This window comes from Sphingopyxis chilensis, from assembly GCF_035930445.1.
GTDB classification, from domain to species: Bacteria; Pseudomonadota; Alphaproteobacteria; order Sphingomonadales; family Sphingomonadaceae; genus Sphingopyxis; species Sphingopyxis chilensis.
Window position 1 is genome coordinate 57,778 of record NZ_CP142394.1, and the last position, 25,353, is coordinate 83,130.

The following is a 25,353-nucleotide window of genomic DNA, read 5'->3' on the forward strand; positions in this document are numbered from 1 at the left end:
ATGGACGAGATTCTGACGGCGGCATTGACGCTGGCGGGACTCACGCTGGTATTTGCCGGGATCGCCTATGCCGTCTGGCGATCGCGGCATCCGCGAGCAGCCACGGCGGCGCCCGGCCCCGCGCCCGCGGTGCGCGAATATCGCCTGCCGAAACTGTCGCGCCGGGTGAAGGACGAACCCGACGACGTAGAAATTTCCCCGTCGCGGCTGGCGCGGATCAGCCGCAAGGCGCCGCCCGACATGCCCGCTGAGGGCGAATATGACACCGTGCCCGACGCCGTTTCGCCGGCTGAATCCCGCGAACCCATCGGCGCCGATCTTCCGGCCGCGCCGCCCGTCGCCGTCGAAACGGCGCTCGAAACGATCGCGTCCGACGTCGAGGAAAAGGCGCATCGGACAGAGAGGGCCCATGATGCCGAAGCCATCGCGCTTCGTCTCCTTCCCCAGATTCCCCCGCGCGATGCGATTTCGACCAACAGCTGGCTCGGCGGCCGCCCGCGTCTCGGCGTGGGCATGGAATGGCCCAAAATCGACGGCCAGCCGGCGGACTTTTTGGCGCAGATCGATTGCGCCGCCCTGCCGCCCGAGCTGTGGGGCGGGCTGGGGCCGCGCGAGGGCGCGCTCGCCTTCTTCATCCATCGCCGCAAGCCCGAAGTGCGCGTCCTCCATCTTCGCGACACCGGCATTCCGTCCCAGCCCCCTTTCACACTCAACGATGCCGAAGGCTGGTTCGGCCCGCATGGCGGACTCGACCTCGGCGATCTCACCTCCTTCGCGGTCCGCGCCTTTCCCGAGTGGCCGGTCGATCTCGTCGCCGTTCGCGCGGGCGATGCCGATCCGCGCGGCGCCGCCGATGCCGATGCGATGGCCGGCGAAGGCCATGCCCGCAGCTATGACATTGCCGATCCCGCTTTCCACCCGTTCGACTGGGGCAGCATGACCGCGATGGTCGCGCTCCTCGAAATGCGGCTAAGCCAGCTCGAAAATGACGCGGGGACAGGCGCCAGCGACGATGGCGCTCCGGATTCCTGTGCCGCGCTCAACCGCGAAGCCTGCGAACGCGCGCGCGAAATCATCGCGATCGTCCACGACAGCGCGGCGCGCGACCCCTTTTCGCCGGGCGACGCGACCGCCGTGATGGCGGCGCTTCACGCCATCCGCTGGGCCAGGACGATTCGCACGATCGACCCCGAAAGCGGCGAGGAGCGGGCGGAGACGATCACGCTGCCGCTGACGACGCATCGCCCCGACGCCGATCTGTGGGTCCACGACTATCAGACGATCCTGTTCGACCGCGCCAAACATGCCTGGTGCGCCAACCCCGACAATCTGTCGGGGCCGGCGCGCGCCTTTTTCGAGCCCTGGTGGCGCGAGATGGCGGTGCGCGAGATCGCGGCGATGGGCGGCGAACCGCACCGTCGCCTTCGCGATGATGACGAAGACCGCGAGGCGGTCCTGCTCGACCTGCCGAGCAGCGGGCTGATGAGCCGGAAATTCGGCGACGGCGACAATCTGGTGGTGACGATCGACCGGGGCGACCTGGCGATCGGGGATTTTTCGAAGGTGCGGGCCCGGCTCGACAGCTAGGTCCTGACCCTGGGGCTCCGACCCTTCGCCCAGCTTCCCGAATAGCTTTGCGATTGACGTTCCGGTCAACTTGCAGCGCTTCGCCCCGCAGCCTAATCATGAAGCGATAACTCTGTGGGAGAGCTGGATTTATGACACGTATAGCAATCGTCACCGGGGGCAGCCGCGGCATCGGTGAAGCGATTTCGCTCAAGCTGAAGGAACAGGGCGTCACGGTCGTTGCCAACTATGCCGGCAACGATGAAAAGGCGCGCGAATTCACCGACCGGACCGGCATCGCCGCGCTGAAATGGGACGTCGGCGACCATCAGGCGTGCCTCGACAATTGCGCCCGCATCGCCGAAGAATTCGGACCCGTCGACATCGTCGTCAACAACGCCGGCATCACCCGCGACGGCACGCTCGCACGGATGAGCTATGACGATTGGGACGATGTCATGCGCGTCAACCTCGGCGGCTGTTTCAACATGGCGAAGGCGACCTTTGGCGGCATGGTCGAGCGTGGCTGGGGGCGCATCGTCAACATCGGCTCGATCAACGGGCAGGCGGGCCAGTACGGCCAGGTCAATTATGCCGCCGCCAAATCGGGCATCCACGGCTTCACCAAGGCGCTGGCGCAGGAAGGCGCGAAAAAGGGCGTGACCGTGAACGCGATCGCGCCGGGCTATATCGATACCGACATGGTCGCCGCGGTCCCCGCCCCGGTGCTCGAAAAGATCGTCGCCAAGATTCCGGTCGGCCGTCTCGGCCAGGCCGACGAGATCGCGCGCGGCGTGGCCTTCCTGTGCAGCGAGGATGCGGGCTTCGTCACCGGATCGACGATGTCGATCAACGGCGGGCAGCATATGTATTGACGATGGCAGGCGCGTAACCAAGCCGTTCGGGCAGCGAACGACGCGGTTAGGCGCCGGTGCCGCAAAGCGGCAGCCATCGGCACGGCCAGCGGGGCGGCGATCCCAAAAGATCGCCGAACCCGTCTGACGGCGGGCGGCGGCTTTGCTGTCGCCAGCAGGGGCGCTACAATCCCGTGATGAGTTCCCCCTTTCACCCCCCCGTCAAACGCTCGGTGACGATCGCGGGCCACCCGACCTCGATCAGCCTTGAGCCGATGTTCTGGGACGCGCTGGAGGCCGAAGCGGCGCGGCAGGCGCTCCCCGTCAACGCGCTGGTCGCGCGGATCGACGTCGAACGGATGGACGCCGACGACCCGCCGAACCTGACTTCGGCGATCCGGCAATGGCTGTGGCGCGGCCGGCCCGGTCAGATCGCGCCGTAGACCGCCGATCCGAACGCCGCCCCCTTGTCGGGGGCATGGTGCAGAAACAGCGACGGCTCGATCAGTTCGAGCTCCATGATGTGGAGCGCGCCCGCCGCGTCGCCGACCATGTCGACGCGCGCATAGACTGGCGCGGCGGGCGCGGCCGCCAGTGCCGCCGCCGCAAGAGCCTGCGCCCCATCATTCGCCTCCCACGGCTCCTCGCGCCCGCCGAACTGTTCCTGCACGCGGAAATCGCCCGATGCGGGGCGCTTGACGATTGCGTGGCTGAACTTGCCAGCGAAGAAGAAGAGCGAAAATTCGCCGTGGGTCAGGATGCCCGGCATCAACGGCTGGACGAGGCGGCGCCGGCCGGCGGCATCGCCGGGGATCGGCGCGCCGGGCGCGATGCGGTGCGTCCCGTCCGCCCCGCCCGAAATCGCGGGCTTGATCACGATGTCGTCGGTCCCGAGTTCCGCCATCGCCTTGGCAAGGCTCGCATCGTCCAGCGCCGCGACCTCGACCGTCGGCACGACCGCGACGCCTTTCGCGGCGAGTTCGGAAAGATAAGCCTTGTCGCTGTTCCAGCGCAGCACCGGCACCGGATTGACCACGGGCAACCCTTCGCCTTCCAGCCGGTCGAGCAGCGCATACCAGCCCGCGACGTCGCGCTGATAGCCCCAGGCGAAGAGCGGCAGCACCAGATCATGGCCTGCGAGGTCGCCGGGATCGGTCCACACGCGCGGCTCGACGACCAGCCCGGCGGCAGTCAGCGCCGCCGCCTTGCGCGCAAAGGCAGGCTGCCATTTCTCGTCATAATCGGGCGCCGGGGTCAGGATCGCGACGCGCGGCTGAAACGGCATTGAGGGAGCTTTCCTGAAGCCCCTCCCCTTCAGGGAAGGGTGGGTCTCTTATCGCGCCAGCAATCCGCGTGCCTGCCCGGCGATATGCGACAGCATCGCGCCGTTCGGGTTCGGGATCATTCGCGCGCGGTCGACGGTGCTGCGGAACTGTTCGACGCGCGGTGCATGGTCGGCGAGCCATTTGGTCACCGCGGCGTCGAGGTCGCCCTTCGGCAGCCCGCCAAGGAATGTCAGCCGCATCTGCTGGAAATCGCGCGCGAGGCTGTTGACGAGCAGCCGTTCCCACGGATCGGCGGGGCTCATATGCGCCGCCAGCGTTTGCGCCCAGTCGAGCCCCAATGCCTCGCCCAAATGGGTGAAGGCGCGTGTCACCGCGACCTCGTCGTCGCCGCGCCGCTCGGCAAGGTCGACGATGCCGATCGCGCCGTCGGTCTTGAACAGGCGGACGACCGCGGCGGTCAGCGTTTCGGGCGCGCCGGCATCGAGCAATTGCTGCGCGAGCATGTCCCACTGGCGCTTGACCGAGGGGCTGAGCAGCGCATCGACGCCCGCGGTCAGGCGGTCGACGCCCGGTTCGAGCCGCGCCACGACCGGCCCGGCCTGCGACAGCGTCTGGGTGACGCGCAGCAGGTCCGCCATCTGCGAAGCCATCGCCGACGCTGCCTGCGCGAAAAGCGACAGGCGAACGCCCTCGTCGATCTTCGCCTCGTCCAACGCGTCCCAGATCGCCGGCATTTCGAGCAGGCGTTCGACCGCGACGAACGCCGCGGCGATGTCGCCGAGCGCGCAGCCTTCCTCTTCGACCAGCTCGAACGGATGGACGATGCCCATGCGGTTGATGATGCGGTTCGCGATCTTGGTCGCGATGATCTCGCGGCGCAGCTGGTGGTCGGCGATCGCCTGCGCAAAGTCGCGCTGCATCTCGGCGGGGAAGGCCGCGGCGAGGTCGCTCGCCAGCGCCGGGTCGTCGGGCAGGTCGCTGTGCTCGATCGCGTCCTGCAGCGCGAGCTTCGCGGTCGAGAGCAGCACCGCGAGTTCGGGGCGCGTCAGTCCGCGCCCTTCGCCTGCGCGGCGCAGCAATTCGTCGTTCGCCGCCAGCCCCTCGACCTTGCGGTCGAGCCGGCCCGCACCCTCGAACGTTTCCATGATCCGCACCAGCGACGGCACCGCGGCCGATCCGCCCTTTTCGGCGATCGACAGCGCTAGCGCCTGCAGCCGGTTGTCCTCGAGCACAAGCTCCGCGACATCGTCGGTCATCCGCACGAGCAGCGCGTCGCGGTCGTCCTGCGACAGGCGCCCTTCGGCCATCTCGCGATTGAGCGCGATCTTGATATTGACCTCATTATCCGAACAGTCGACGCCCGCGCTATTGTCGATGAAGTCGGTGTTGATCCGTCCGCCCTTGGCCGAAAAGGCGATGCGCGCCGCCTGCGTGACGCCCAGGTTCGCGCCTTCGCCCACCGCCTTGACGCGCAGATCCTCTGCATCCACGCGCAGCGCGTCGTTCGCGGGGTCGCCGACCTCGGCATTATTCTGCCCCGCCGCCTTCACATAGGTGCCGATGCCGCCGAACCACAGCAGGTCGACCGGCGCCTTCAAAATCGCCGAGATCAGCGAGCTTGGATCGATTTCGGAGACCGAGAGGCCGAGCAACGCCTGTACTTCGGGGGAAAGCGGAATGCTCTTCTGGCTGCGCGGGAAAACGCCGCCGCCCTTCGAGATCAGCTTCTTGTCATAATCCTCCCAGCTCGAACGCGGCAGGTTGAACATCCGCTCGCGTTCCTTCCAGCTCTTCGTCGGATCGGGATCGGGGTCGAGGAAGATGTGGCGGTGATCGAACGCGGCGGTCAGCTGGATCGCCTTCGACAGCAGCATGCCGTTGCCGAACACGTCGCCCGACATGTCGCCGCAACCGACGACGCGGATCGTATCGGTCTGCACATCGACGCCCATTTCGGCGAAGTGGCGCTGGACCGACAGCCATGCGCCCTTGGCGGTGATGCCCATCGCCTTGTGGTCATAGCCTTTCGACCCGCCGCTCGCGAACGCGTCGCCGAGCCAGAAGTCGCGCTCCATCGCCAGCGCGTTGGCGACGTCGGAGAAGGTCGCAGTGCCCTTGTCAGCGGCGACGACGAAATAGGGATCGTCGCCGTCGAGAATCGCCACGCCCTTCGGGTGCACGACCTTGCCGCCGACGAGATTGTCGGTGATCGACAGCAGCGATCGGATGAAGATGCGATAGCATTCGGTGCCTTCGGCGAACCAGGCATCGCGGTCGAGCGCCGCGTCGGGCAGCGCCTTGGGATAGAAGCCGCCCTTCGCGCCGGTCGGCACGATCACCGCATTCTTCACGCGCTGCGCTTTCATCAGCCCGAGGATTTCGGTGCGGAAGTCGTCGCGGCGGTCGGACCAGCGCAGCCCGCCGCGCGCGACCGGGCCGGCGCGCAGGTGGATGCCCTCGACGCGCGGCGAATAGATCCACACTTCGCGCCACGGCAGCGGCTTGGGAAGGCCGGGGATCAGGCTCGAATCGATCTTGAACGCCAGCGCCTCTTCGGCCGCGGGCGCGAAGGCGTTGGTGCGCAGGGTCGCGCTGACCACGGCATGGAACAGGCGCAGGATGCGGTCCTCGTCGATCGATTTGATGTCGGCGAAATCGGCGAGGATCTCGGCTTCGAGCGCTTCGGCGCGCTTCGCATCGCGCGCCTTGGGGTCGTGGAGCGCGCGGAAGCGCTCGATCAGCGCGGAGGTCAGCGCGGGCGCGTGACGCAGCGCGCTGACCACCGTGTCCATGCCATAGGCCGAACCGCCCTGACGCAGGTAACGGAACCAGGCGCGCAGCCAGACGATCGCGCCCGGGTCGGTCTGGTTGGTGAGCACCAGTTCGTTGAACGCGTCATTTTCGGCGCGGCCGTCCAGCACCGCGGCGATCGCGCCTTCGAGCACCTCGGCGTAGGGAAGCAGCGCGAGTTCGTCGACATTGGCGGGCAGGCGCAGCGTGAAGTCGTGGATCACGATCGGCGGTTCGTCATCGCCCTCGGTGCCCGGCGCGCGCGTCTGGCCGAGCGTCGTGGGGATTTCCTCGAGCACCTGGAAACCGAAATGTTCGAGCGCGGGGACGACGTCGGAGAGGGCGAGCGGACCCGCCGCGCTATAGACCTTGAGCCGCAGCCGGTCGTCGCCGTCGAGGGTCTTGCGCGCCAGACGCACGCTGCGCGGATTGTCCGCGTCGAGATCGCGCAGGCGCAATATGTCGCGCGCCGCTTCTTCGGGGTTATAGAGGTTTCGGTAATTGGGCGGAAAGGTCGCCGCAAAACGCGACGCCAGCGCCGCGGCGCGGCCCGGGTCGCCGCGCTTCGCCAGCGCCGCCTCGACCTCGGGCTGCCAGCCGCGCACCATCTGTTCGAGCTGCGCGTTGAGCGCTTCGGTGTCGGGAACGACACCGCCGCTGCGCAGGTCGAGCGTGTAGCGCAGCAGCGCCGCGCCGCCATCCTCGAGCACCATCGTCCAGCCGATGACGCCGGCTTTCGCTTCGCGCACCAGCATCGCCTCGACCGCGATGCGGCGTCCGGTCGATACCTCGTCGCGCGGCAGCCAGACGAAGGCGAACAGATGCCGGCCGAGCGCGCTGCGCACCATCACCAGCTTCGGCCGGGGCCGGTCGGTGATCGACATCGAGGTCAGCACCAGTTCCTCGAGCGAGGCGCTGTCGAACGCGATCAGCAAGTCATGCGGCAACGCGGTGAGCGCATGGGCGAGCGCCTTGCCCGCATGGCCCGAGGGATCGAAGCCGAATTTTGCCATCAGCGCATTGAGCTGCGCGCGCAGCACCGGGACCTTCGCCGGCGGGGTCGACAGGGCCTGGCTGGTCCACAGGCCGGCGTGGATCGACAGCCGTTCGACTTTCTTGCCCTTCAGTTCGGGAACGACAACCAGATCGAGCAATACGCGGCGGTGGACCGCCGATAAACGGTTCGACTTGATCAGCAGCGGCGTGTGCCCTCCCTTGTCGAACCAGGCGAAGGCGGCATCGAGCGCGGCGGGCGACAGGAGCTGGCCGTCGCTGCTGTCGCTGATGCCGAGCGGATCCTGAACCTTGCCATCGCGCGTGCGCCATTCGTGGCCGAGCTGGGTCATCGACCCGCCTTCGAACCAGCGCAGCAGCTCGGCGCCTTCGCCCTCGACGCGCATCGCGGCGTCGGCGAGCATCGCCGCGCGCATCGCGCGCCAGTCGCGCACCGCGGCGCGCACGTCGCGCAGCGCCGCTTCGAGCCCGTCGAGCAGGCGCCGGCGCGCGCGCGCATCGCCGCGTTCGAGCTCCATATAGATGACCGACTCGCGCGCGGGGCCTTCGCCCGCTTCCTGCAAATGGCCCTTCGCATCGCGCTTCACCGCGACGACGGGGTGGAGGATGCGGTGAACGACGAGCCCCTGCGCCGCGACCGCCTGCGACGTCGAATCGACGAGGAAGGGCATGTCGTCGTTGATGATGGCGAGCCGCATCCGGCGATCGGTGCCGTCGGCGGCGATCGGTTCGAGCAGGAGCGACGGGGTTTCGGCGGCGCGGTCGAGCGCGGCGCGCGCGGCGAACTGGCTCGCGTCGCTGAGCGCGGCCTTGTCCATATCGTCGCCTTCGCCGGGCAGCGCGCTGCCGGCGAGCGCGGCCAGATAGGCGGCGGCGACTTTCGGCGGGATTTTGACGGTGGAGGGGGTCGGCGTGTCCGTTTCCGGCGTGTCGGACAGTTTCTGAGACATAAAATGCAGCATCCCGAACCAAAAGAGGGGGATCCCAGCCGACGATCGGCGGGGGTCCGTTCGCTGCCGCCTCCTATGCGCCTCAGCGCGCCGTGGCTCAAGGCCTCGTTCGGGGTCCCGCGTAAAAATATTTCAATTTTGGGGTTGTCTGTTGCGTGAACGCTCTCAGCCGTTCCGCGGTCAGGTGCCGGGGGTGATGGCGATCGCCCTTTTCGCCAGCTTGGCGACGAGCGCCGGATCGTCGGCCGCCTTGGCGACGATGCCGATATGGCCGCCGGGCATCGCGCGCGCGATCAGCACGACGAATTCGGCGTCGCCCGCATCATGTTCGAGGATCAGCGCGGGCTGCGCGCGGCGAAGCGCTTCGAGCTTCTCATCCGGCCGCTCACGGCTGTCGGCCGGCTTGCGGCGTGCGCGCGCGTCCTTGACGAGACCCTTGAGCCCGCCCGGATAGCGATCGAGATAGGCGGCAAGTTCGCCGCGGCCGACCGCCTCGTCCTTGGCGTGACCGAGCACGCAGGCATATTCGGCGAGCCGCGTCTTGTCATAGGCCGCACCGAAAACCAGCTTCACGATCGGCGTCATCGGTGCGCGGTCCTGCACCGCCAGCCCGGCGTCGTCGAGCAACGCGGCGAAGGCGTCGGGCTGCTCCTCGGCCGCCAGCGCGAAATCCCACGCCTTGCCGACCGCCTGATAGAGCGCGCCGCGACTCCGGCTGTCGGCGGCGACTGCGCGCTCGGCGGTTTCGCGCGCCAGCGCCAGCCAGTCGGCGAGTTCGGCATCCGTGCCGGGATCGGCCGGCACATCGCTGTCGGCGGGACTATCGGCGAACAGGTCGCCGTCGCCCTGCAGCGCGGCAAAGCCGGGGGCGGCGTCGGCCGCGACCTCGTCGCCCAGATGGCCCGAGTCGGGGCCGTCGGCCCACACCGGCACCGGCGCGGTCAGCGGCGCGGCGCTACGCAGCGCCTGTTCGACCGACAATTGCAGTTCCTCGGCCTGATCGGCGGGCGCGGCTTCCTTCCAGTTGATCACGCCCATGATGAAATCGATCGTGTCGTCGTCGGACGAGAAGGGCAGCAGGATGCCGCGGTACATGATCGTCGCGCCGCGCTCGCTTTCGAACTCGGCCTCGAAGCCGATCGGGGCGCGGTTGGCGATGATCTGCAGATAATGGTCGGTCAGCCGCGAGAGCAGCGAACGCCCTGGAATCTGGCTGATATAATGGACATCCTCATCGATCTGCGACTCGGTGCGCAGCGTCTCGCCGATATAGGCCAGGCCCGGATTTTCGACGCCCGCCGTGAAATCGAGCAGAACCGAATTGGGTCCGAAATCGGCGCTTTCGAGATCGAGGTCCTCGACCGACGGATAAGCGCGATCGGCGAGCAGCGACGCCCAGTAATTATAGGCCCGGACCTGCATCCGCCGTTCATCGACGCCGACCGACGCGGGCGCATCGATCGCCCCATCCTCCTGGTCGTGGCTGCCCGAAAGCAGTCCGCGCATGCTGTCCATCATTCATCCCCAGCCATAAGCATTGGTAAATGCTATGCACCAGGACTAGTAAAAGCGGCGTAAACGATGGTGGGGCGCGACCCGCGGGCCGCGCGGCCTTAACTCGACCAGCCCCCCGCAAGCGCGCGGAACAGCGCGACCTGGCGCCGCGAGATCTGCCCGTCCTGCGCCGCGAGCACCGCTTCGGTCTCGGCAAAGGTGCGCTCGGCGTCGAGCCATTCGAGCGAATCCGACGCGCCTTCCTGCCGCTTCGCGCGCACGATTCGCGCCGCGCGCTCGGCCTGGTCGCGCGCCGCGCGCAGCGCCTGCCGCTGTTCGAGCGAACGGGCATAGGAGGAGAGCGCCGTCTCGGTTTCCTCGAGCGCGCGCAGCACCGTGCCGTCGAACTCGGCGAGCGATGCCTGCGTATCGGCTTCGGCCGCCGCGATCCGCGCCCGCGCGGGCTCCTGGTTCGGGAACGCCCAGTTGAGCAAGGGGCCGAGCAGCCAGCGCAGCGGCCCGCCGCCGAACACGTCGCCAAAGCCCGTGCCGGTCGAACCGGCCGAACCGCCCAGGGTGATTCGCGGATAAAGGTCCGCGGTCGCGACGCCGATGCGCGCGGTATCGGCGGCAAGGCGGCGCTCGGCGGCGCGAATGTCGGGACGGCGCTTCAATAGCGCCGCCCCATCACCGACCGGGATGGGATCGGTGATTTCGAGGCTGATATTGCGGTCGGCCGCGATGGCCGGCAGCGCGGCAGGAGCACGACCGGTCAGAGTCGCGAGGCGGAAAAGCGCCGCCTGCCGTTCAGCTTCGATGGAGGGGATGTCGGCTGCCCGCTGGTCGCGCAGCGTCGTGATGCGCGCGAGGTCGAGCCCGGTCGTCATGCCGACCTCCTTGCGGCGCTCGGTCAGCTTCACCTGCTGGTCGAGCAGTCCGACGATGCGTCGCGCGACGTCGAGCCGCGCCGCGCCCGATGCGGCGTCTGCATAGGCTTGCGTCGTGTCGGCGGCGACGATCACGCGCACCGCGTCGGCATTGGCTTCGGCGGCTTCGGTATCGTCGCGCGCGGCCTCGATCGAGCGGCTGACGCGGCCGAACAGGTCGACCTCGTACGAAATATTGGCGCCGACATCGACGGTCCAATCCTCGCGATCGGCGCCGGGGAGGCGCTGGCCTTCGGGATTGCGGCCGTAATTGGCACCGGCGCCGATCTCGCCTTGCGGCAAACGATCCGACCGCGCACCGCGCAGCGCCGCGCGCGCCCTGGCGATATTCGCCACCGCGACTCGCACGTCGGTGTTGTTGGCAAGCGCGTCGGCGACGAGGCCGTCGAGGACGGGATCGTCATAGAGGCGCCACCAGTCGGCTGCGACCGGGGCGAGCGACACCGCGGGACCGTTCGCCGAAACAAACGGGCCGGCAGCGGCAGGCGCCGAAGCCGATTGCGGCGCCTTGTAGTCGGGGCCGACGGCGCAGGCGGCAAGCGCGAGCGCCGATGCGGCGGTGAGGATATTGCGGAGCATCATGGTCTTTCTCCTTATTCCGCCGGCACGGGCAGCGCCGCGCCATGGTCGCCCGCGCCGCGCTTGCGGCGCGCGGCGAACCAGTCGCCGAGCGCGCGGCAGACGACGTAGAAGGTCGGCGTGAAGATGAGGCCGAACGCCGTCACCCCGAGCATCCCGAAGAACACCGCGGTACCGAGCGCCTGGCGCAGCTCCGCTCCCGCGCCGGTCGCGATGAGCAAAGGCACCGCGCCGAGGATGAAGGCAAAGCTCGTCATCAGGATCGGGCGCAGGCGGTCGCGCGCGGCGCGCACCGCGGCGTCGATCGGCGACAGCCCATCCTGTTCCTCGGCCTGCTTGGCGAATTCGACGATCAGGATCGCATTCTTCGCCGCGAGCGCGATGAGCACGACCAGCCCGATCTGCGTCAGGACATTATTGTCCATACCGCGCAGGTTCACGCCGATCATCGCCGCGAGCAGGCACATCGGCACGATCAGGATGATCGCCAGTGGCAGCACGAGGCTCTCATACTGCGCCGCGAGGACGAGGAAGACGAACAGCACCGCGAGCGCGAAGACGATTCCCGCGGTGTTCGCTGCCGCCTTTTGCTGGAAGGCGATGCCCGTCCATTCGGTGCCGTAGCCCGCGGGCAGCGATTCGCTCGCCAGCTTTTCCATCGTCGTCAGCGCCGCGCCCGAAGATGCGCCCGGCGCCGTGTCGCCGTCGATCTCGACCGCGGGGAAAAGATTGTATCGCGTCACGCGATACGGCCCCGTGCGGTCCTCGAAATTCGCGACCGAGCCGATCGGCACCATCGCGCCCGAATCGGACCGGGTCCGCAGGTTCGCGATGTCGGCGACGCTCTGGCGGAAGGGCGCGTCGGCCTGCGCGGTGACGCGATAGGTGCGACCGAGCAGGTTGAAGTCGTTGACGAACGCCGAGCCAAGATAGACCTGCAACGCTTCGAACACGCGTTCGGGCGGCACGCCGAGCGCATTCGCCTTCGCCCGGTCGATGTCCGCGAAAACGCGCGGGTTCGTGGGATCGAAGAAGGTGAAGACATTGGCGAGGCCGAAGGTCTGGTTCGCCTTGCCGATCAGATTGTTCGACTCGCTCGCCAGCGCCGCATAGCCGTGGCCGCCGCGATCCTGAACGACCATCCGGTAGCCGCCCGCCGACCCGATGCCCTGGATCAGCGGCGGCGGGATGATCACGATCTGCGCCTCGGTGATGTCGGCGGTGCGCTTGCGCGCCTCGTTGATGATGTCGTCGAGCTTGACGCCCAGCTTCTTGCGCTCCTCGAAGGATTTTAGCGGGAAGTAAGCGGCGGCCGAATTGGGCGCGAGCGTCTGCGACGGGCCGTCGAAGCCCGCGAGCATCACCGATCCGAGCACGCCGTCGACGGGCAGCACGCGCCGCGCGACCTTTTGCAGCACCGCGTCGGTGCGCTCGACCGAAGCGCCCGAGGGCAGCTTGGCGACGACAAGGAAATACCCCTGGTCCTGCGCTGGTATGAAGCCCGTCGGCGTCGCCCAGAACAGCCCCGCGGTGGCGGCGATCAGCCCCGCATAGCTGACCATCATCTTCTTCGGCGCGCGCACGAGCCGGCCGGTCAGCCGCGCATAACCATCACTCATCCGCTCGAACGCGCGGTTGAACGCGTCGCCCGCGCGGCGGAGCATCTGCATGCCCTTGCCTTCGTTCGCGGGCGCCGAATGGCCGCGCAGCAGGATCGCCGCGAGCGCGGGCGACAGGGTGAGCGAGAGGATCAGCGAGATGATCGTCGCGGTCGAGATCGTCACCGCGAACTGCTGGTAAAAGGCGCCCGACAGCCCGGTCAGGAACAGGGTCGGCACGAACACCGCGCAGAGCACGAGCACGATGGCGACGAGCGCCGCGGACACCTCGTCCATCGATGTGCGCGCGGCTTCGAGGGCGCTCATGCCCTTTTCAAGATTGCGTTCGACATTCTCGACGACGACGATCGCGTCGTCGACGACGATGCCGATCGCGAGCACCAGCCCGAACAGCGACAGATTGTTGAGGCTGTAGCCGACCGCCGCGAGCACCGCGAAGGTGCCGATCAGCGACACGGGGATCGCGAGCACGGGGATGATCGCCGCGCGCCATTTCTGCAAGAAAACGAGGATCACGATCACGACGAGCACGACCGCTTCGAGCAACGTGTCCATCACCGCGTCGATCGACTGGGCGATGAATTCGGTGGGGTTATAGATGACGCGATATTCGAGGCCCTTGGGGAAATTCTTCGACGAGGCCGCCATTTCGGCCTCGACCGCTTCGGCGGCGGCGAGCGCGTTCGAACCGGGGCGCTGGAACACCGCCATGATGACCGTCGGGTCGCCCGACAGATAGGTGTTGCTGTTATAGTCCGACGCGCCCAGTTCGACGCGCGCGACGTCCGACACGCGGACCTGCCGCCCGTCGGCATCGCTGCGGATGACGATGTTGGCGAAATCCTTGGGATCGGAGAGGCGGCCCTGCGTTTCGACGTTGAGCTGGAAATCGCTGCCGTTGGCGTACGGGGGCTGGCCGAGCGTCCCCGCGGCGACCTGGACATTCTCGCGGCGCAGCGCGGCGACGATCTCGCCCGCCGTCAGGTCCAGCGCGGCGGCGCGGCCGGGGTCGATCCACACGCGCATCGCATAGTCGCGGCTGCCGAACAGGCGCACGTCGCCGACGCCGTCGATACGCGAGAGCCGGTCGCGCAGCTGGGTCAGCGCATAGTTGGAGATATAGGCGCGATCGAGCGACTTGTCGGGCGAAACGAGGTTCACCACCATCAGGAAGTCGGGCGACGTCTTGCGCGTCACGACGCCCAGGCGCTGCACCGTTTCGGGGAGGCGAGGGGTCGCGATCGCGACACGGTTCTGCACCAGCACCTGCGCGGCGTCGAGGTCGGTGCCGATCTTGAAGGTGACGGTGATCGTGACATTGCCGTCACCGGTCGACTGGCTGCTCATATAGAGCATATTGTCGACGCCGTTGATTTCCTGCTCGATCGGCGCCGCCACCGTATCGGCAACGGTTTCGGCCGACGCGCCCGGATAGCTGGCCGACACGGTCACCGTCGGCGGGACGATGTCGGGATATTGCGACACGGGTAGCCCGATATAGGCGACCGCGCCGACGATGGTGATGATGACGGCGAGCACGGCGGCGAAGATCGGCCGGTCGATGAAGAAGCGTGATAGGCGCATGGGAGAGCCCCTGTCTGGAAAATCGAAACGGAGTCGGAACCTCAATCCCTCACGTCATCCCGGCGAAGGCCGGGATCTCGATGTTGAGGATGAACGCACCGTGGAGATCCCGGCCTTCGTCGGGATGACGAATAAGCTATTTCGCGAAGGTCGCCTGCGCCGACACCGGTTCGTTCGGACCTGCCGGCGCCTTGTCCGGCGCATCGGCGGCGATCTTGCCCGCCTTGGTCACCGCCTTGGTGCCGGGACGCGCGAACTGGTAGCCGTTGATGACGACGCGATCGGTCGGCGTCAGGCCCGACCGGATGACGCGCAGGCCATCGACATCGGGACCGATCTCGACCGGCTTCGCGGCAACCATGCCGTCCTGGCCGACGACATAGACGATCTTGCGCGCCTGGTCGGTCTGCACCGCGGCGGCGGGGACGAGCAAGGCGTGCGCCGTCCGACCGGTCGACAGGCGCATGTTGCCGAACATGCCGGGGGTCAGGAACATTTCGGGGTTATCGAAGCGGCCGCGCGCGCGGATCGTGCCCGACCGCGGGTCGAGCCCGTTGTCGGTGAAGTCGAGCTGGCCCTTCCAGCGATAATCGCTTTCGTCCTGCAGCCGGACTTCGACGTCGGCGCCCTTGTCGCCACCCTCGCGCTTGGTCTTGAGGAACAGCGCTTCGGACCCCTGGAAGGTGAAATAAATGGGGTCGAGCGCATTGATCGTGGTGAGCAGGGTGCCGCCGGCATCGCCCGCCGATACAAGGTTGCCCGCGTCGATCTGACGGTCCGAAATCCGGCCGCTCAGCGGCGCGCGAACCGTGGTGAATTCGACGTCGAGCGCGCGCGCCGCGATACGGGCATCGGCACCGGCGAGTGCGGCGTTGGCCGCATTGACGCGCGCGCGCAGCCGGTCGATCTCGCTCTGCGACACCGCCTCGATATCGACGAGGCGGCTTGCGCGGTCGAGTTCGAGCCTGGCGAGCGCAAGGTCGCTGCGCGCGCTCGCCGCTGACGCGCGCGCTTCGGCGAGCGCGGCGCGATAGGGGCGCGGATCGATGGTGAAGAGCGGCTGGCCTTTGCGGACGATCTGCCCGTCGGTGAAGTGGATCGCGGTGATCGCGCCCGAAACGCGCGGGCGCACTTCGACCGCCTTCGACGCTTCGAAGCGGCCGATATATTCGTCCCATAGCGTGACGTCGCGCGCGATCGGCGCGGCGACTGTCAGCACGGGCGCGGGCGCGGCGGCGGCCTGCGGCGGGCCGTCGCGCAGCAGCCACCAGGCGCCGACGATCAGCACGAGGAACGCGCCGATCCACGCGGCGCGGCGGCCGCGTCCGGGATGGAGCAGGGTCCTGAGTTCGCGGCGGACCTTCGCGTCTGCGGGGTCGAGCTTTTCGATCGGGGTGTGGACGGTCATGGAATGCCCTCTTCTTTTCGTTCGTTTCGGCCGCCCGCGCCCCGGGGGAGGGGAGGGGGGCGCAGGCGGCCGGTGCCGGAAGCGCATGCCTCCGGCTGGTGTCGCAATTGGTCCGTGTTGCCGGAGCGCCTCTGCGAAGAGACGACCGCTCCGTCCCGTCACACGCATCCCATGCGCGCGCGGGGTCCCTGTTTATATCTTGCGGGCGAACGCCACCGGGCGCCCGACCGGAGCAAGACCCTCTCCCGGGAAATGATTCGATGGTGACAGTTCCGGCCGCCGCACGCTCTTTGTCATGTGGCGGCCGGTCTCGGGGGAGAGCCTCTTTGTATACTGAGTGGTATATAAGTCATGTTGCGCTGCGTCAAGCGCATTCTGTACCGGGCAGTAGAAATTTTTCTTTCAGAGCGTTTACCGAAAAAGTGGTCGCCGGTTTTTCGGCGGGTAAATGCTCAGATCAACGCCCCGGCCACAGCTTCAGGCTGGTTTCCACCAGCCGCTCAAGCTCGGCGCGCGTCGCGCCTGCGCCGGCCTGCACCGACATGCCCTGGTTCACCGCGGTCAGGAAGGCGGCGAGCCCCTCGGCGTCGGTGTCGGGCGGAAAGTCGCCTTCCTCCTTGGCGCGCGCGAAACGGTCAAGCATCGCGCGTTTCGCCGCCGCGCCGCGTTCCAGCACGGCCTGGCGGATGCACTCGGCCTCCGCCCCGCAAGCGACCGACGTGATCACTCCGAGGCAGCCGTTGGGATTTTCAGGGCAGCAATACATATCGAGCGCGCCGTACATCAGCCGTTCGGCGACGCCGCGCGCGGTCGGCGCTGCCAGCGCCGTCTGCATATAATCGAGCTTCTCGCGCTCATACAGGTCGAGCGCCTTGTTGAAGAGCGCTTCCTTGTTGCCGAAGGCCGCGTAAAGACTGGGCTTGGTGATCCCCATCGCCTCGGTCAGATCGGCCATCGACGCGCCTTCATAGCCCTTCGACCAGAAGACGCGCAGCGCTGCCGCCAGCGCGGCGTCGACGCAGAATTCACGCGGACGGCCCTTGTGCGGCGTGGCAGCGGTGGCGGCTTCGATTTCCATAACGGCTGGTATATAAGTGGGGTGGGGCAAAATGTCCAGTGGCGGTCCGGTCAGGCGATCCGCGTGTCGATCGGCAGGCCGCCTTTCAGCGTCAGCGTGACCGGTGTGCGCTCGGCGATGTCGGCGAGCCGTGCCTTCTGCTCCTCGTCGAGCCCGGCGATCGTCAGCACCCGGTCGATGCGCAGCCCGTCCTTGTTGACCAGCCGCAACCCCACCTCGACTGAGTCGAGCGGCCACTCCTTGCGGTCGGCGTACATGCGCAGCGTGATCGCGGTGCAGGCGCCAAGTCCCGCCAGCAGGAAATCATAAGGTGCGGGCCCCAGATTCTTGCCGCCCAGGCCCGGCCCTTCGTCGCCGACCAGCGCGTGGCCGCTGACGTTGATCTCGGTGCGATAGCGATCCCTGCCGATGCGCGCGGTTCCGTGGGCCATGCGGGGTCCTCATTGTTCGTGGAGCCGCTTTTCTATTCCGCGCGGCGCTGAAACGGCAAGGCCAAAGGCCCGGCGCGGCGAACGCCGTCAGGTTACCGTCAAGAAAGCGCGCTAAACCCCCGACGGGGGGCATGCATGAAATGTGGGGAACTTTGGAGGCCCGAGCCGGAATCGAACCGGCGTATACGGATTTGCAGTCCGCTGCGTCACCACTCCGCCATCGGGCCTCATGCCGAACTGCCGCATCCTCGGGGGATGGGCCGGGTGTTGGACGGCGCCGCTAGTGAGGGGCTTTCGCTGGCTTGTCAAGGATTCGCCGGAAGCGCCGCGCCGCGCGGGCGATGCGGGGTTGGCGGCACCCCTGTTGCCAGCTATGCGCGGCAGCATGCGGCGGCTTGGCTGTATTATCATTGCAATACAGCATGGCTTCGGCTAAAGCGGCCCCGCACAGGCTCAAATTCCAGGGAATCGGAAAAGACTGATGGCGACGAAGTTTAGCGAAATCACGGCGGCGGAGATGCGCTCCGCCATGGTCGACAGCCAGCTCAGGACGAACGACGTCATTGATCCCGCGGTGATCGGCGCGATGGGCGCGGTGCCCCGCGAGGCGCATGTGCCCGCCGCGCTCGCCGGCGTCGCCTATATGGACCGTGCGATCGCGCTGGCGAATGGCCGCGCGCTCAACGCCCCGCTCGTTGCCGGCCGCATGCTGGTCGCCGCGGCCGTGCGCCCCGGCATGCGCATCCTGCTCATCGGCAGCGCGACCGGCTATACCGCGGCGCTGCTCGCCCGGCTCGGCGCCGAGGTTCATGCGGTCGAGGAAGACGCGCAGCTGATGGCGGCGGCGCAGGCTGCGGTCGCCGACGCCCATATCCATTGGGTCCAGGGCCCGCTCGCGGCCGGCGCGCCCGACGCCGCGCCGTTCGACCGCATCATCGTCGAAGGCGCGATCGAAACGCTTCCCGCCGCGCTCGTCGCGCAGCTCGCCGAGGGCGGCCGCCTCGTCGCCGCGCGCCGCGAAGGTGCGGTCGCGCGGCTGGTCGAAGGCGTCAAGGTCGGCGGCACCGTCGCGCTGCGCAGCTTCGCCGACATGGACGTCGCACCCTTACCCGGCTTCGCCGCGCCCGCGGGCTTCCGATTCTGACGATCGGGCCCACCCCTCCTTGTTCCAGGCTGACACCACGATGACCGATACCGACAAGAAACAGTGCCTTCGTCGTGCCCGCTGGCTCGCCGGCCTTGCCGCGGGCGCGCTGATGCTGCCGATGACGGCGCAGGCCGAAACATTGCAGGGGGCGCTCGCCAAGGCGTATGAAAACAACCCGACGCTGACCGCCGCGCGCGCGGGCCAGCGCGCGAACGACGAAAATGTCCCGATCCAGAAGAGCTATGGCCTTCCCGATATCGGGACGCAGGCGAGCTACGACGAAAATATCATCGTTCCCGGCAACAGCTTCAACGCGCCCGCGCGCTCGCTGAGCGCCGGCGGCCAGCTGACCGTGCCGCTTTATCAGGGCGGGGCGGTGCGCAACGCGGTGCGCGCCGCGAAATTTCGCGTCGAGGCGGGGCAGGCCGACCTTCGCGCGACCGAGGCGAGCATCTTCTCGCAAGTCGTCGGTGCCTATATGGACGTCATCCGCGACCAGGCGATCGTCCAGCTCAACCAGAAGAATGTCTCGGTCCTGCGCACCAATTTGCAGGCGACGAGCGACCGGTTCGAGATCGGCGACCTGACCCGCACCGACGTCGCGCAATCCGAAGCACGGCTCGCGCTTGCCGAGGGCGACCTGCGGACCGCCGAGGCCAATCTGATCGCCAGCCGCGAGGGCTATATCCGCCTCGTCGGCGAGGCACCGGTCGATCTGGAGGCGCCGCCGCAGCTCCCGAACCTGCCGACCACCGCCGAGGACGCGGTCGCGATCGCGCTCAACAGCAACCCCGACATCGAATCGGCGAACGAACTGGTCAACGCATCGAAAGCCGACATCGGCACCGCCAAATCGTCGCGCGCGCCCAAGGTGTCGGCGATCCTCAATGGCGGCTACAATAATTATCTCGGCTCGCTCGACAGCGGCGTTCCCGGCGTCAGCGTCACGCAGGAAACGTCGAGCGCGGCGGCGGGGGTTCAGGTCACGCTGCCGATCTTCACCGGCGGCCGCCGCTCGGCGCAGGTGCGTCAGGCGCAATCGCGCAGCAGCCAGGCGATCGAACAATATGTCGAGGTCGAACGCGGCGTGATCGCCCAGACGCGCGGTGCCTATGCCGCGTGGCAGGCGAACGAACGCATCATCGCCGCGACGCAGCAGGCGGTGAGCGCAAACGCGCTGTCGCTCGAGGGCGTGCGCGCCGAAAACAGCGTCGGCACGCGGTCGATCCTCGACATTTTGAACGCCGAACAGGAATATCTGAACACGCAGGTCCAGCTCGTCTCGGCGCAGCGCAATTCCTATGTCGCGGCCTTCTCGGTGCTCGCCGCGATGGGCAAGGCCGAGGCGCGCGACCTGGGGCTCGATGGCGGCGCGCTCTATGACCCCGAGGTCAATTACAAGCGCGTGAAGGGCGAGCTTTGGGACTGGGCCGACGATCCCGTGCCGCAGCAGGTCGCGACCGACACGCGCGCCGTTGCCGCGGCGAATGCGGGGGTTCCCGAAGGCCCGCCGTCGCTCGCGCCACAATAAGGCTTGGCAAAAGCCGCCCCGAACCGGTAAGAAGATGGTTAACTGCCCTGTTTTCGTGGGCTGAGGGGGCTTGGTGATGGGCGATATGTCGCGGGAACCGTCGATGGAAGATATCTTGTCGTCGATTCGGCGCGTGATCGCCCGCGACGAGGCGCCGGGCGCGGCGCGCGAGGTGCGCGTCGCCGAAGCCGACGATATCCTCGACCTTCAGGATCAGGAAGATCGCGCTGCCGGTGCGGCCGCCGAGGAAGCCCCCGAGGCGGAGGAACTGGTCTCCGAAGCGAGCGCCGATGCCGCGCGCCAGTCGCTCGAAGCCTTGACCGCCGCCATCACGCCGGCCGCTGCGGTGGCCCCCGTCGCTACCGCGCCCGCGGCTGCCGGCCGCACGATGGAAGATGTCGTGCTCGAAGCATTGCGTCCGATGCTCAAGGACTGGCTCGACACCAACCTGCCGCCGCTCGTCGAGGCGATGGTGGCGAAGGAAATCAGCCGGATCACCGGCAAAAAATTCTAGGCGTCCGTCTTTTCGGGCAGGATGACCGGATCGACAGCTAACGACCAATTGCGGACGTCGCTGACAATCGGCAGGATGTGCTGATGCGATGTGCCTTCACAATTTTTTCGCGCTCAACGGGATCGGCGGTTGCCTTGGGGCTGTTGGCAGCTTCCTGCACCAATCAGGCAGTGAAGGCAGAGGATCGCCTGGTGGATGGCACTGCGCTTCCTTCAGAAGAGATGCTGTCGCGAGAGAAAATAGAGATAAATCGGGGGTTTGGTGGCGAAGGATTTGGCGAGGATTTTCTTTCGTATGAATTGGCATCGAACAACTCACTCGTCGTCACGCACACATTTCGACCCGACGATAAAGTGATCGGAAGAGAGGTTTTCGTTCTACCTCCCGATGTAGCGATAAAAGCGCGAAAGCAGTTGTGGCGCATTCGCCCTGAGGAGCTGAAGGGTATCGAAACCGACGTTCGTCCATCAGGCTGCGTGCGACGATGGGTTCATGACCCACCTGAAATTGCGGTCGGTTTTTCAGCTTCAGACGAGATGTATGGGGTGTTTGGCCTGCCGCGGCCTATCAGTTGCGACACTCCCGCCGCGAAGGCCGCGAGACGAATACTCCACGATGTTTTGAAATTTTTTCCGCGATCAAAAGTCGCGGAGACTTTCATCAAAAAGCGCGCGATCGAATGACAGCTAACCACCCCAAAGCCACCGCTCGCGATCGCCGCCCTCGCCCGCCAAGCTGCTTTAGCCTTGTAACACGCCGCCCGCTCCCCCACATCGCCCCCTATGGCGAAGCGGAGCCTTTATCAGCGAATGCGGTCGAATGCGCAGATGCGTACCGCGCTGTTCGCGCTCGGCATATTGCTGATGATCACGGGCATCGCGATCGGGCCGTTGCCTGGCCCCGGATTTCTGATCGTCTTTCCGCTGGGGCTGATGCTCTGCCTGCAGAACAGCGCGTGGGCGAAGCGCGTCTATGTCCGTTTCAAATGGCGGCACCCCAGATATGGTGCCTGGGCCGACCGGATCATGCGCCGCGTCAGCGCCGCGCGGCGCCGCGCGCGCGCGGCGCTGGACACGCCAGATGGCGATTGACTTTCGACCGACTCTTGCTTATCCGCGCCTCCAACAGTGGCCGCCCACGCTTGGCGGCCCTTTTCTGTTGCAGCATTTGACGAGATCTAGGGAAAACCGCGATGAAGCGCACTTATCAACCGAGCCGCCTCGTGCGCAAGCGCCGTCACGGCTTCCGCGCCCGCAAGGCCACCGTCGGTGGCCGCAAGGTCCTGGCCGCCCGCCGCGCCCGTGGCCGCGCGAAGCTGTCGGCCTGATCGCCCACGCTTCGCCGCCAGCGCGTCTGGTGCGAACGCTTTCAAAACGTAGCGAATTTCTGGCCGCGAATCGCGGCCTTCGCTTTCCCATGCCCGGCTTCGTCCTGCTCGTCCGTCCGCGCGGCGACGATGAGGATGCGCTGGGCATCGGCTATACGGTCAGCAAGAAAGTCGGCAACGCGGTCACGCGCAACCGGATGAAACGCCGCTTTCGCGAACTCGCGCGCGCGGCGCTGCCGCAGGCCGGAATCGCCGGCGCCGACCATGTGCTGATCGGCCGCCCCGGCGCCAACGACATGGAATTTGCCGAGCTGGGCGAGCATCTCGATTCGGCGCTGAAGCGCGCGGCGAAGAAGCTCGCGGCGAAGGCGTCGTGATTACGCCCACTGCCTCCTATCGTCACCCCGGACTTGATCCGGGGTCCATTGCCACCGGCGCCGCATGGACCCCGGATCAAGTCCGGGGTGACGAAGTGGGGCCAATCGCGAATAAACTTCCACCGTTTTCCGGGCTTCCTGCATGATCGCCCGCCTGTTGATCCTGATCGCGCGCGGTTGGCAGCTTGGTCCGTCGCGCATCCTTCCCCCCACCTGCCGCTATGCGCCGTCGTGCAGCGAATATGCGATTATCGCGCTGCGCCGCCATGGTGCGATCAAGGGTGGCTGGCTGGCGACAAAGCGGCTATTGCGCTGCCATCCTTGGGGGGGCCACGGCTATGACCCGGTGCCATAGGCCTTCGGCGCCGGCATCATCCCCGATTTTTTTGAGACGAAGAGAGACCGAAGAGCGTGGACGACAAGCGTAACCTGATCGCGGCAATCCTGTTGTCGGTGGCCATCCTGCTGGGCTGGAATTTCGTCTCCGAGAAATTCTTCCCGACCCCCGACAAGCCCGATGTGACGACGACCGTCGCCGGCACCAACGGCGCCGCGCCGGCCGCGACGCCGGGCCAGCCGGCGGCCTTGCCCGCCCCCGGCGTGCCCGCGCCCACCACGGCGCAGGCGATCCGCCCGATCGAGGCCGTGCTGGCCGAGGGCAACCGCATCCCGATCGACACCCCCGCGATCAAGGGGTCGATCAACCTCGTCGGCGCGCGCATCGACGACATCACGCTCAGCAAATATCGCCAGTCGATCAAGAAGGATTCGCCCCCCGTGCGCCTGTTCGCGCCCGGCGGCACCAAGGCGGCCTATTTCGCGAGCATCGGCTGGTCGGCGCAGGGCATCGTCGTTCCGGGTCCGACCACGGTCTGGACCGCGACGGGCACCAAATTGACCCCGACGACGCCGGTAACGCTGAACTGGACCAACGGCGCGGGCCAGAATTTCCGCATCGAATACAGCATCGACGACGATTATCTGATCACCGCGAAGCAGACGATCGCCAACACCGGCGCCGCCCCCGTCGCGGTGCGCAGCGGCACCTATATCGACCGCACCGGCAAGCCGACCGACCCGCACGAGCAGGACAGCTGGACGATCCACGTCGGCCCGACCGGCTATCTCGACGGCAAGTCGAACTTCACCAATTATGACGAGCTGGAAGAGGCGACCGGCGACACGCTGTCCTACACCTCGGCCGGATGGCTTGGCTTTACCGACAAATATTGGCTCGCCGCGGTGATCCCCGCGAAGGGCGAAAAAGTCTCCGCCGCGTTCAATTCGCTGCCGGGCGGAGCCTATCGCGCCGCCTTTGCCCGCGACCTCGTCGAAGTCGCGCCGGGTCGGCAGGTGACGACCACCAGCCGCGTCTTCGCCGGCGCCAAGGAAGTCAGCACGCTGTCGCGCTATCAGGACGATCAGGGCATCACGCGCCTGTCGAACGCGATCGACTGGGGCTGGTTCGAATTTTTCGAGGTCCCGATCTTCAAGCTGCTCGACTGGCTGTTCCGCATGGTCGGAAATTTCGGCGTCGCGATCATGGCGCTGACGCTGATCATCCGCCTGCTGATGTTCCCGATCGCGCAGCGCCAGTTCGGATCGATGGCGCAGATGCGCCTCGTCCAGCCCAAGATGAAGGCGCTGCAGGACCGCTATAAGGACGACAAGCCCAAGATGCAGCAGGAGCTGATGAAGCTCTATAAGGACGAGAAGATCAATCCGCTGGCGGGCTGCCTGCCGATCGTGATCCAGATTCCGATCTTCTATGCCTTGTACAAGGTGCTGATGCTGACGATCGAAATGCGGCACCAGCCGTTCATCCTGTGGATCAAGGATCTGTCGGCGCCCGATCCGCTGCATATCCTGAACCTGTTCGGCCTGTTGCCCTTTACCCCGCCGTCGATCCTGTCGATCGGCATCCTCGCGGTAATCCTGGGTATCACGATGTTCCTGCAGTTCCGTTTGAACCCGCAGGCGACCGACCCCGTGCAGCAGCAGGTGTTCAAGATCATGCCGTGGCTGTTCATGTTCATCATGGCGCCGTTCGCGGCGGGCCTGCTGCTCTACTGGATCACCAACAATATCCTGTCGATCGCGCAGCAGCAGTGGATGTACCGCAAGTTCCCGCAGCTGAAGGCGGCACCGGCCAAGTGAGCGAAGTCGATCTTGATCCCGGCGCCGACCCCGAACGGGCCGAGCGCGCGCGCAAGCTGTTTTCGGGGCCGATCGCCTTCCTGAAATCGGCGCCCGCGCTTCAGCACCTGCCGGCGCCGAGCGTGCCCGAGATCGCGTTCGCGGGGCGCTCGAACGTCGGCAAGTCGTCGCTGCTCAACGCGCTGACGAACCGCAACGGGCTCGCGCGCACGTCGGTGACGCCGGGGCGGACGCAGGAGCTCAACTATTTCGACGTCGGCGAACCGCTGGCGTTCCGGCTCGTCGACATGCCGGGCTATGGCTTTGCCAAGGCGCCGAAGGATGTCGTCAAGAAATGGCGCTTCCTGATCAACGATTATCTGCGCGGGCGCGCGGTGCTGAAACGCACATTGGTGCTGATCGACAGCCGCCACGGGATCAAGGATGTCGACCGCGACGTGCTCGAGATGCTCGACACGGCGGCGGTCAGCTATCGCCTCGTGCTCACCAAGGCCGACAAGATCAAGGCGACCGAACTCGAAGCCGTGCAGGCCGCGACCGAGGCCGAGGCGCGCAAGCATCCCGCCGCGCATCCGCAGGTGATCGCGACGAGCAGCGAAAAGGGCATGGGGATTGCCGAGCTGCGCACCGCGGTGCTGGAGGCGGTGGAGGTTTGAGGCTCACTTTCTCCCCTCCCGCTTGCGGGAGGGGTCGGGGGAGG

The 25,353-nt window shown here is 67.0% G+C and carries 21 protein-coding genes and 1 tRNA gene; 13 read left to right on the top strand and 9 right to left on the bottom strand.

Annotated features, from left to right (window positions below):
• The 3 genes from VSX79_RS00315 to VSX79_RS00325 all read left to right on the top strand — a co-directional run bounded on the left by VSX79_RS00315 (position 1) and on the right by VSX79_RS00325 (position 2,863).
• Positions 1 to 1,587 (top strand): DUF1963 domain-containing protein, encoded by a 1,587-nt coding sequence (locus VSX79_RS00315; protein WP_326914092.1) that lies wholly within the window; start codon positions 1 to 3, stop codon positions 1,585 to 1,587.
• A 131-nt stretch (positions 1,588 to 1,718) separates the two neighbouring features.
• Complete coding sequence (phbB, locus tag VSX79_RS00320) at positions 1,719 to 2,441, top strand: acetoacetyl-CoA reductase (protein WP_179498278.1); 723 nt, start codon at positions 1,719 to 1,721, stop codon at positions 2,439 to 2,441.
• A 176-nt stretch (positions 2,442 to 2,617) separates the two neighbouring features.
• On the top strand, positions 2,618 to 2,863 hold the full coding sequence (locus tag VSX79_RS00325) for a ribbon-helix-helix domain-containing protein (protein WP_326915283.1): 246 nt from the start codon (positions 2,618 to 2,620) through the stop codon (positions 2,861 to 2,863).
• Here the strand turns inward: VSX79_RS00325 and VSX79_RS00330 are convergent.
• The 9 genes from VSX79_RS00330 to VSX79_RS00370 form a co-directional block, all read right to left on the bottom strand.
• The gene (locus VSX79_RS00330; RefSeq protein ID WP_326914093.1) at positions 2,848 to 3,705 is read right to left on the bottom strand and encodes an ATP-grasp domain-containing protein; all 858 of its coding nucleotides are present in this window, start codon (positions 3,703 to 3,705) and stop codon (positions 2,848 to 2,850) included. The genes VSX79_RS00325 and VSX79_RS00330 overlap by 16 nt on opposite strands.
• Before the next feature lie 48 nt (positions 3,706 to 3,753).
• Positions 3,754 to 8,460 (bottom strand): NAD-glutamate dehydrogenase, encoded by a 4,707-nt coding sequence (locus VSX79_RS00335; RefSeq protein WP_326914094.1) that lies wholly within the window; start codon positions 8,458 to 8,460, stop codon positions 3,754 to 3,756.
• A gap of 180 nt (positions 8,461 to 8,640) precedes the next feature.
• Entirely contained in the window at positions 8,641 to 9,975 is a 1,335-nt protein-coding gene (locus tag VSX79_RS00340) for a PAS domain-containing protein (protein ID WP_179498920.1), read from the bottom strand.
• Positions 9,976 to 10,073: 98 nt separating this feature from the next.
• The gene (locus tag VSX79_RS00345; RefSeq protein WP_326915284.1) at positions 10,074 to 11,480 is read right to left on the bottom strand and encodes a TolC family protein; all 1,407 of its coding nucleotides are present in this window, start codon (positions 11,478 to 11,480) and stop codon (positions 10,074 to 10,076) included.
• Positions 11,481 to 11,494: 14 nt separating this feature from the next.
• Positions 11,495 to 14,683: an efflux RND transporter permease subunit gene (locus VSX79_RS00350; RefSeq protein ID WP_326914095.1), complete on the bottom strand. Its 3,189-nt coding sequence runs from the start codon at positions 14,681 to 14,683 to the stop codon at positions 11,495 to 11,497.
• A 136-nt stretch (positions 14,684 to 14,819) separates the two neighbouring features.
• Positions 14,820 to 16,091 (bottom strand): efflux RND transporter periplasmic adaptor subunit, encoded by a 1,272-nt coding sequence (locus VSX79_RS00355; protein ID WP_326914096.1) that lies wholly within the window; start codon positions 16,089 to 16,091, stop codon positions 14,820 to 14,822.
• 457 nt (positions 16,092 to 16,548) lie between these two features.
• Positions 16,549 to 17,169 (bottom strand): TetR/AcrR family transcriptional regulator, encoded by a 621-nt coding sequence (locus VSX79_RS00360; protein ID WP_179498288.1) that lies wholly within the window; start codon positions 17,167 to 17,169, stop codon positions 16,549 to 16,551.
• Between the two features lie 50 nt (positions 17,170 to 17,219).
• Positions 17,220 to 17,600, bottom strand: coding sequence for an OsmC family protein (locus VSX79_RS00365; protein WP_179498290.1), 381 nt, complete (start codon positions 17,598 to 17,600; stop codon positions 17,220 to 17,222).
• A gap of 153 nt (positions 17,601 to 17,753) precedes the next feature.
• Positions 17,754 to 17,827 (bottom strand) — tRNA-Cys (locus tag VSX79_RS00370).
• A gap of 254 nt (positions 17,828 to 18,081) precedes the next feature.
• Between VSX79_RS00370 and VSX79_RS00375 the strand changes: the two genes are divergently transcribed.
• The 10 genes from VSX79_RS00375 to yihA all read left to right on the top strand — a co-directional run bounded on the left by VSX79_RS00375 (position 18,082) and on the right by yihA (position 25,309).
• Positions 18,082 to 18,744 (top strand): protein-L-isoaspartate O-methyltransferase family protein, encoded by a 663-nt coding sequence (locus VSX79_RS00375; RefSeq protein ID WP_179498291.1) that lies wholly within the window; start codon positions 18,082 to 18,084, stop codon positions 18,742 to 18,744.
• A 40-nt stretch (positions 18,745 to 18,784) separates the two neighbouring features.
• Positions 18,785 to 20,278, top strand: a complete 1,494-nt coding sequence (locus VSX79_RS00380) for a TolC family outer membrane protein (protein WP_326914097.1) — start codon at positions 18,785 to 18,787, stop codon at positions 20,276 to 20,278.
• Between the two features lie 103 nt (positions 20,279 to 20,381).
• The gene (locus tag VSX79_RS00385; RefSeq protein ID WP_326914098.1) at positions 20,382 to 20,792 is read left to right on the top strand and encodes a DUF2497 domain-containing protein; all 411 of its coding nucleotides are present in this window, start codon (positions 20,382 to 20,384) and stop codon (positions 20,790 to 20,792) included.
• Positions 20,793 to 20,875: 83 nt separating this feature from the next.
• A complete protein-coding gene (locus VSX79_RS00390; RefSeq protein WP_326913374.1) occupies positions 20,876 to 21,475 on the top strand; it encodes a hypothetical protein in 600 nt (199 codons plus the stop codon).
• Between the two features lie 144 nt (positions 21,476 to 21,619).
• Positions 21,620 to 21,883, top strand: a complete 264-nt coding sequence (locus tag VSX79_RS00395) for a PGPGW domain-containing protein (protein WP_257018273.1) — start codon at positions 21,620 to 21,622, stop codon at positions 21,881 to 21,883.
• A gap of 101 nt (positions 21,884 to 21,984) precedes the next feature.
• A complete protein-coding gene (rpmH, locus tag VSX79_RS00400) occupies positions 21,985 to 22,119 on the top strand; it encodes a 50S ribosomal protein L34 (RefSeq protein WP_037554958.1) in 135 nt (44 codons plus the stop codon).
• Positions 22,120 to 22,208: 89 nt separating this feature from the next.
• Positions 22,209 to 22,496 (top strand): ribonuclease P protein component, encoded by a 288-nt coding sequence (rnpA, locus tag VSX79_RS00405; protein ID WP_326914099.1) that lies wholly within the window; start codon positions 22,209 to 22,211, stop codon positions 22,494 to 22,496.
• A gap of 142 nt (positions 22,497 to 22,638) precedes the next feature.
• Positions 22,639 to 22,851, top strand: coding sequence for a membrane protein insertion efficiency factor YidD (gene yidD, locus VSX79_RS00410; protein ID WP_179498297.1), 213 nt, complete (start codon positions 22,639 to 22,641; stop codon positions 22,849 to 22,851).
• A gap of 56 nt (positions 22,852 to 22,907) precedes the next feature.
• Positions 22,908 to 24,653: a membrane protein insertase YidC gene (gene yidC / locus VSX79_RS00415; RefSeq protein ID WP_326914100.1), complete on the top strand. Its 1,746-nt coding sequence runs from the start codon at positions 22,908 to 22,910 to the stop codon at positions 24,651 to 24,653.
• On the top strand, positions 24,650 to 25,309 hold the full coding sequence (yihA, locus tag VSX79_RS00420) for a ribosome biogenesis GTP-binding protein YihA/YsxC (RefSeq protein ID WP_326914101.1): 660 nt from the start codon (positions 24,650 to 24,652) through the stop codon (positions 25,307 to 25,309). Before yidC ends, yihA begins: the two co-directional genes overlap by 4 nt.
• Positions 25,310 to 25,353: the final 44 nt, after the last annotated feature.

Bases quoted from the DNA above. Each gene is read 5' to 3' on its own strand.
- VSX79_RS00315 (WP_326914092.1), top strand. From the start codon at position 1: ATGGACGAGATTCTGACGGCGGCATTGACGCTGGCGGGACTCACGCTG.
- phbB (WP_179498278.1), top strand. From the start codon at position 1,719: ATGACACGTATAGCAATCGTCACCGGGGGCAGCCGCGGCATCGGTGAA.
- VSX79_RS00325 (WP_326915283.1), top strand. From the start codon at position 2,618: ATGAGTTCCCCCTTTCACCCCCCCGTCAAACGCTCGGTGACGATCGCG.
- VSX79_RS00330 (WP_326914093.1), bottom strand. From the start codon at position 3,705: ATGCCGTTTCAGCCGCGCGTCGCGATCCTGACCCCGGCGCCCGATTAT.
- VSX79_RS00335 (WP_326914094.1), bottom strand. From the start codon at position 8,460: ATGTCTCAGAAACTGTCCGACACGCCGGAAACGGACACGCCGACCCCC.
- VSX79_RS00340 (WP_179498920.1), bottom strand. From the start codon at position 9,975: ATGGACAGCATGCGCGGACTGCTTTCGGGCAGCCACGACCAGGAGGAT.
- VSX79_RS00345 (WP_326915284.1), bottom strand. From the start codon at position 11,480: ATGCTCCGCAATATCCTCACCGCCGCATCGGCGCTCGCGCTTGCCGCC.
- VSX79_RS00350 (WP_326914095.1), bottom strand. From the start codon at position 14,683: ATGCGCCTATCACGCTTCTTCATCGACCGGCCGATCTTCGCCGCCGTG.
- VSX79_RS00355 (WP_326914096.1), bottom strand. From the start codon at position 16,091: ATGACCGTCCACACCCCGATCGAAAAGCTCGACCCCGCAGACGCGAAG.
- VSX79_RS00360 (WP_179498288.1), bottom strand. From the start codon at position 17,169: ATGGAAATCGAAGCCGCCACCGCTGCCACGCCGCACAAGGGCCGTCCG.
- VSX79_RS00365 (WP_179498290.1), bottom strand. From the start codon at position 17,600: ATGGCCCACGGAACCGCGCGCATCGGCAGGGATCGCTATCGCACCGAG.
- VSX79_RS00375 (WP_179498291.1), top strand. From the start codon at position 18,082: ATGGCGACGAAGTTTAGCGAAATCACGGCGGCGGAGATGCGCTCCGCC.
- VSX79_RS00380 (WP_326914097.1), top strand. From the start codon at position 18,785: ATGACCGATACCGACAAGAAACAGTGCCTTCGTCGTGCCCGCTGGCTC.
- VSX79_RS00385 (WP_326914098.1), top strand. From the start codon at position 20,382: ATGGAAGATATCTTGTCGTCGATTCGGCGCGTGATCGCCCGCGACGAG.
- VSX79_RS00390 (WP_326913374.1), top strand. From the start codon at position 20,876: ATGCGATGTGCCTTCACAATTTTTTCGCGCTCAACGGGATCGGCGGTT.
- VSX79_RS00395 (WP_257018273.1), top strand. From the start codon at position 21,620: ATGCGTACCGCGCTGTTCGCGCTCGGCATATTGCTGATGATCACGGGC.
- rpmH (WP_037554958.1), top strand. From the start codon at position 21,985: ATGAAGCGCACTTATCAACCGAGCCGCCTCGTGCGCAAGCGCCGTCAC.
- rnpA (WP_326914099.1), top strand. From the start codon at position 22,209: ATGCCCGGCTTCGTCCTGCTCGTCCGTCCGCGCGGCGACGATGAGGAT.
- yidD (WP_179498297.1), top strand. From the start codon at position 22,639: ATGATCGCCCGCCTGTTGATCCTGATCGCGCGCGGTTGGCAGCTTGGT.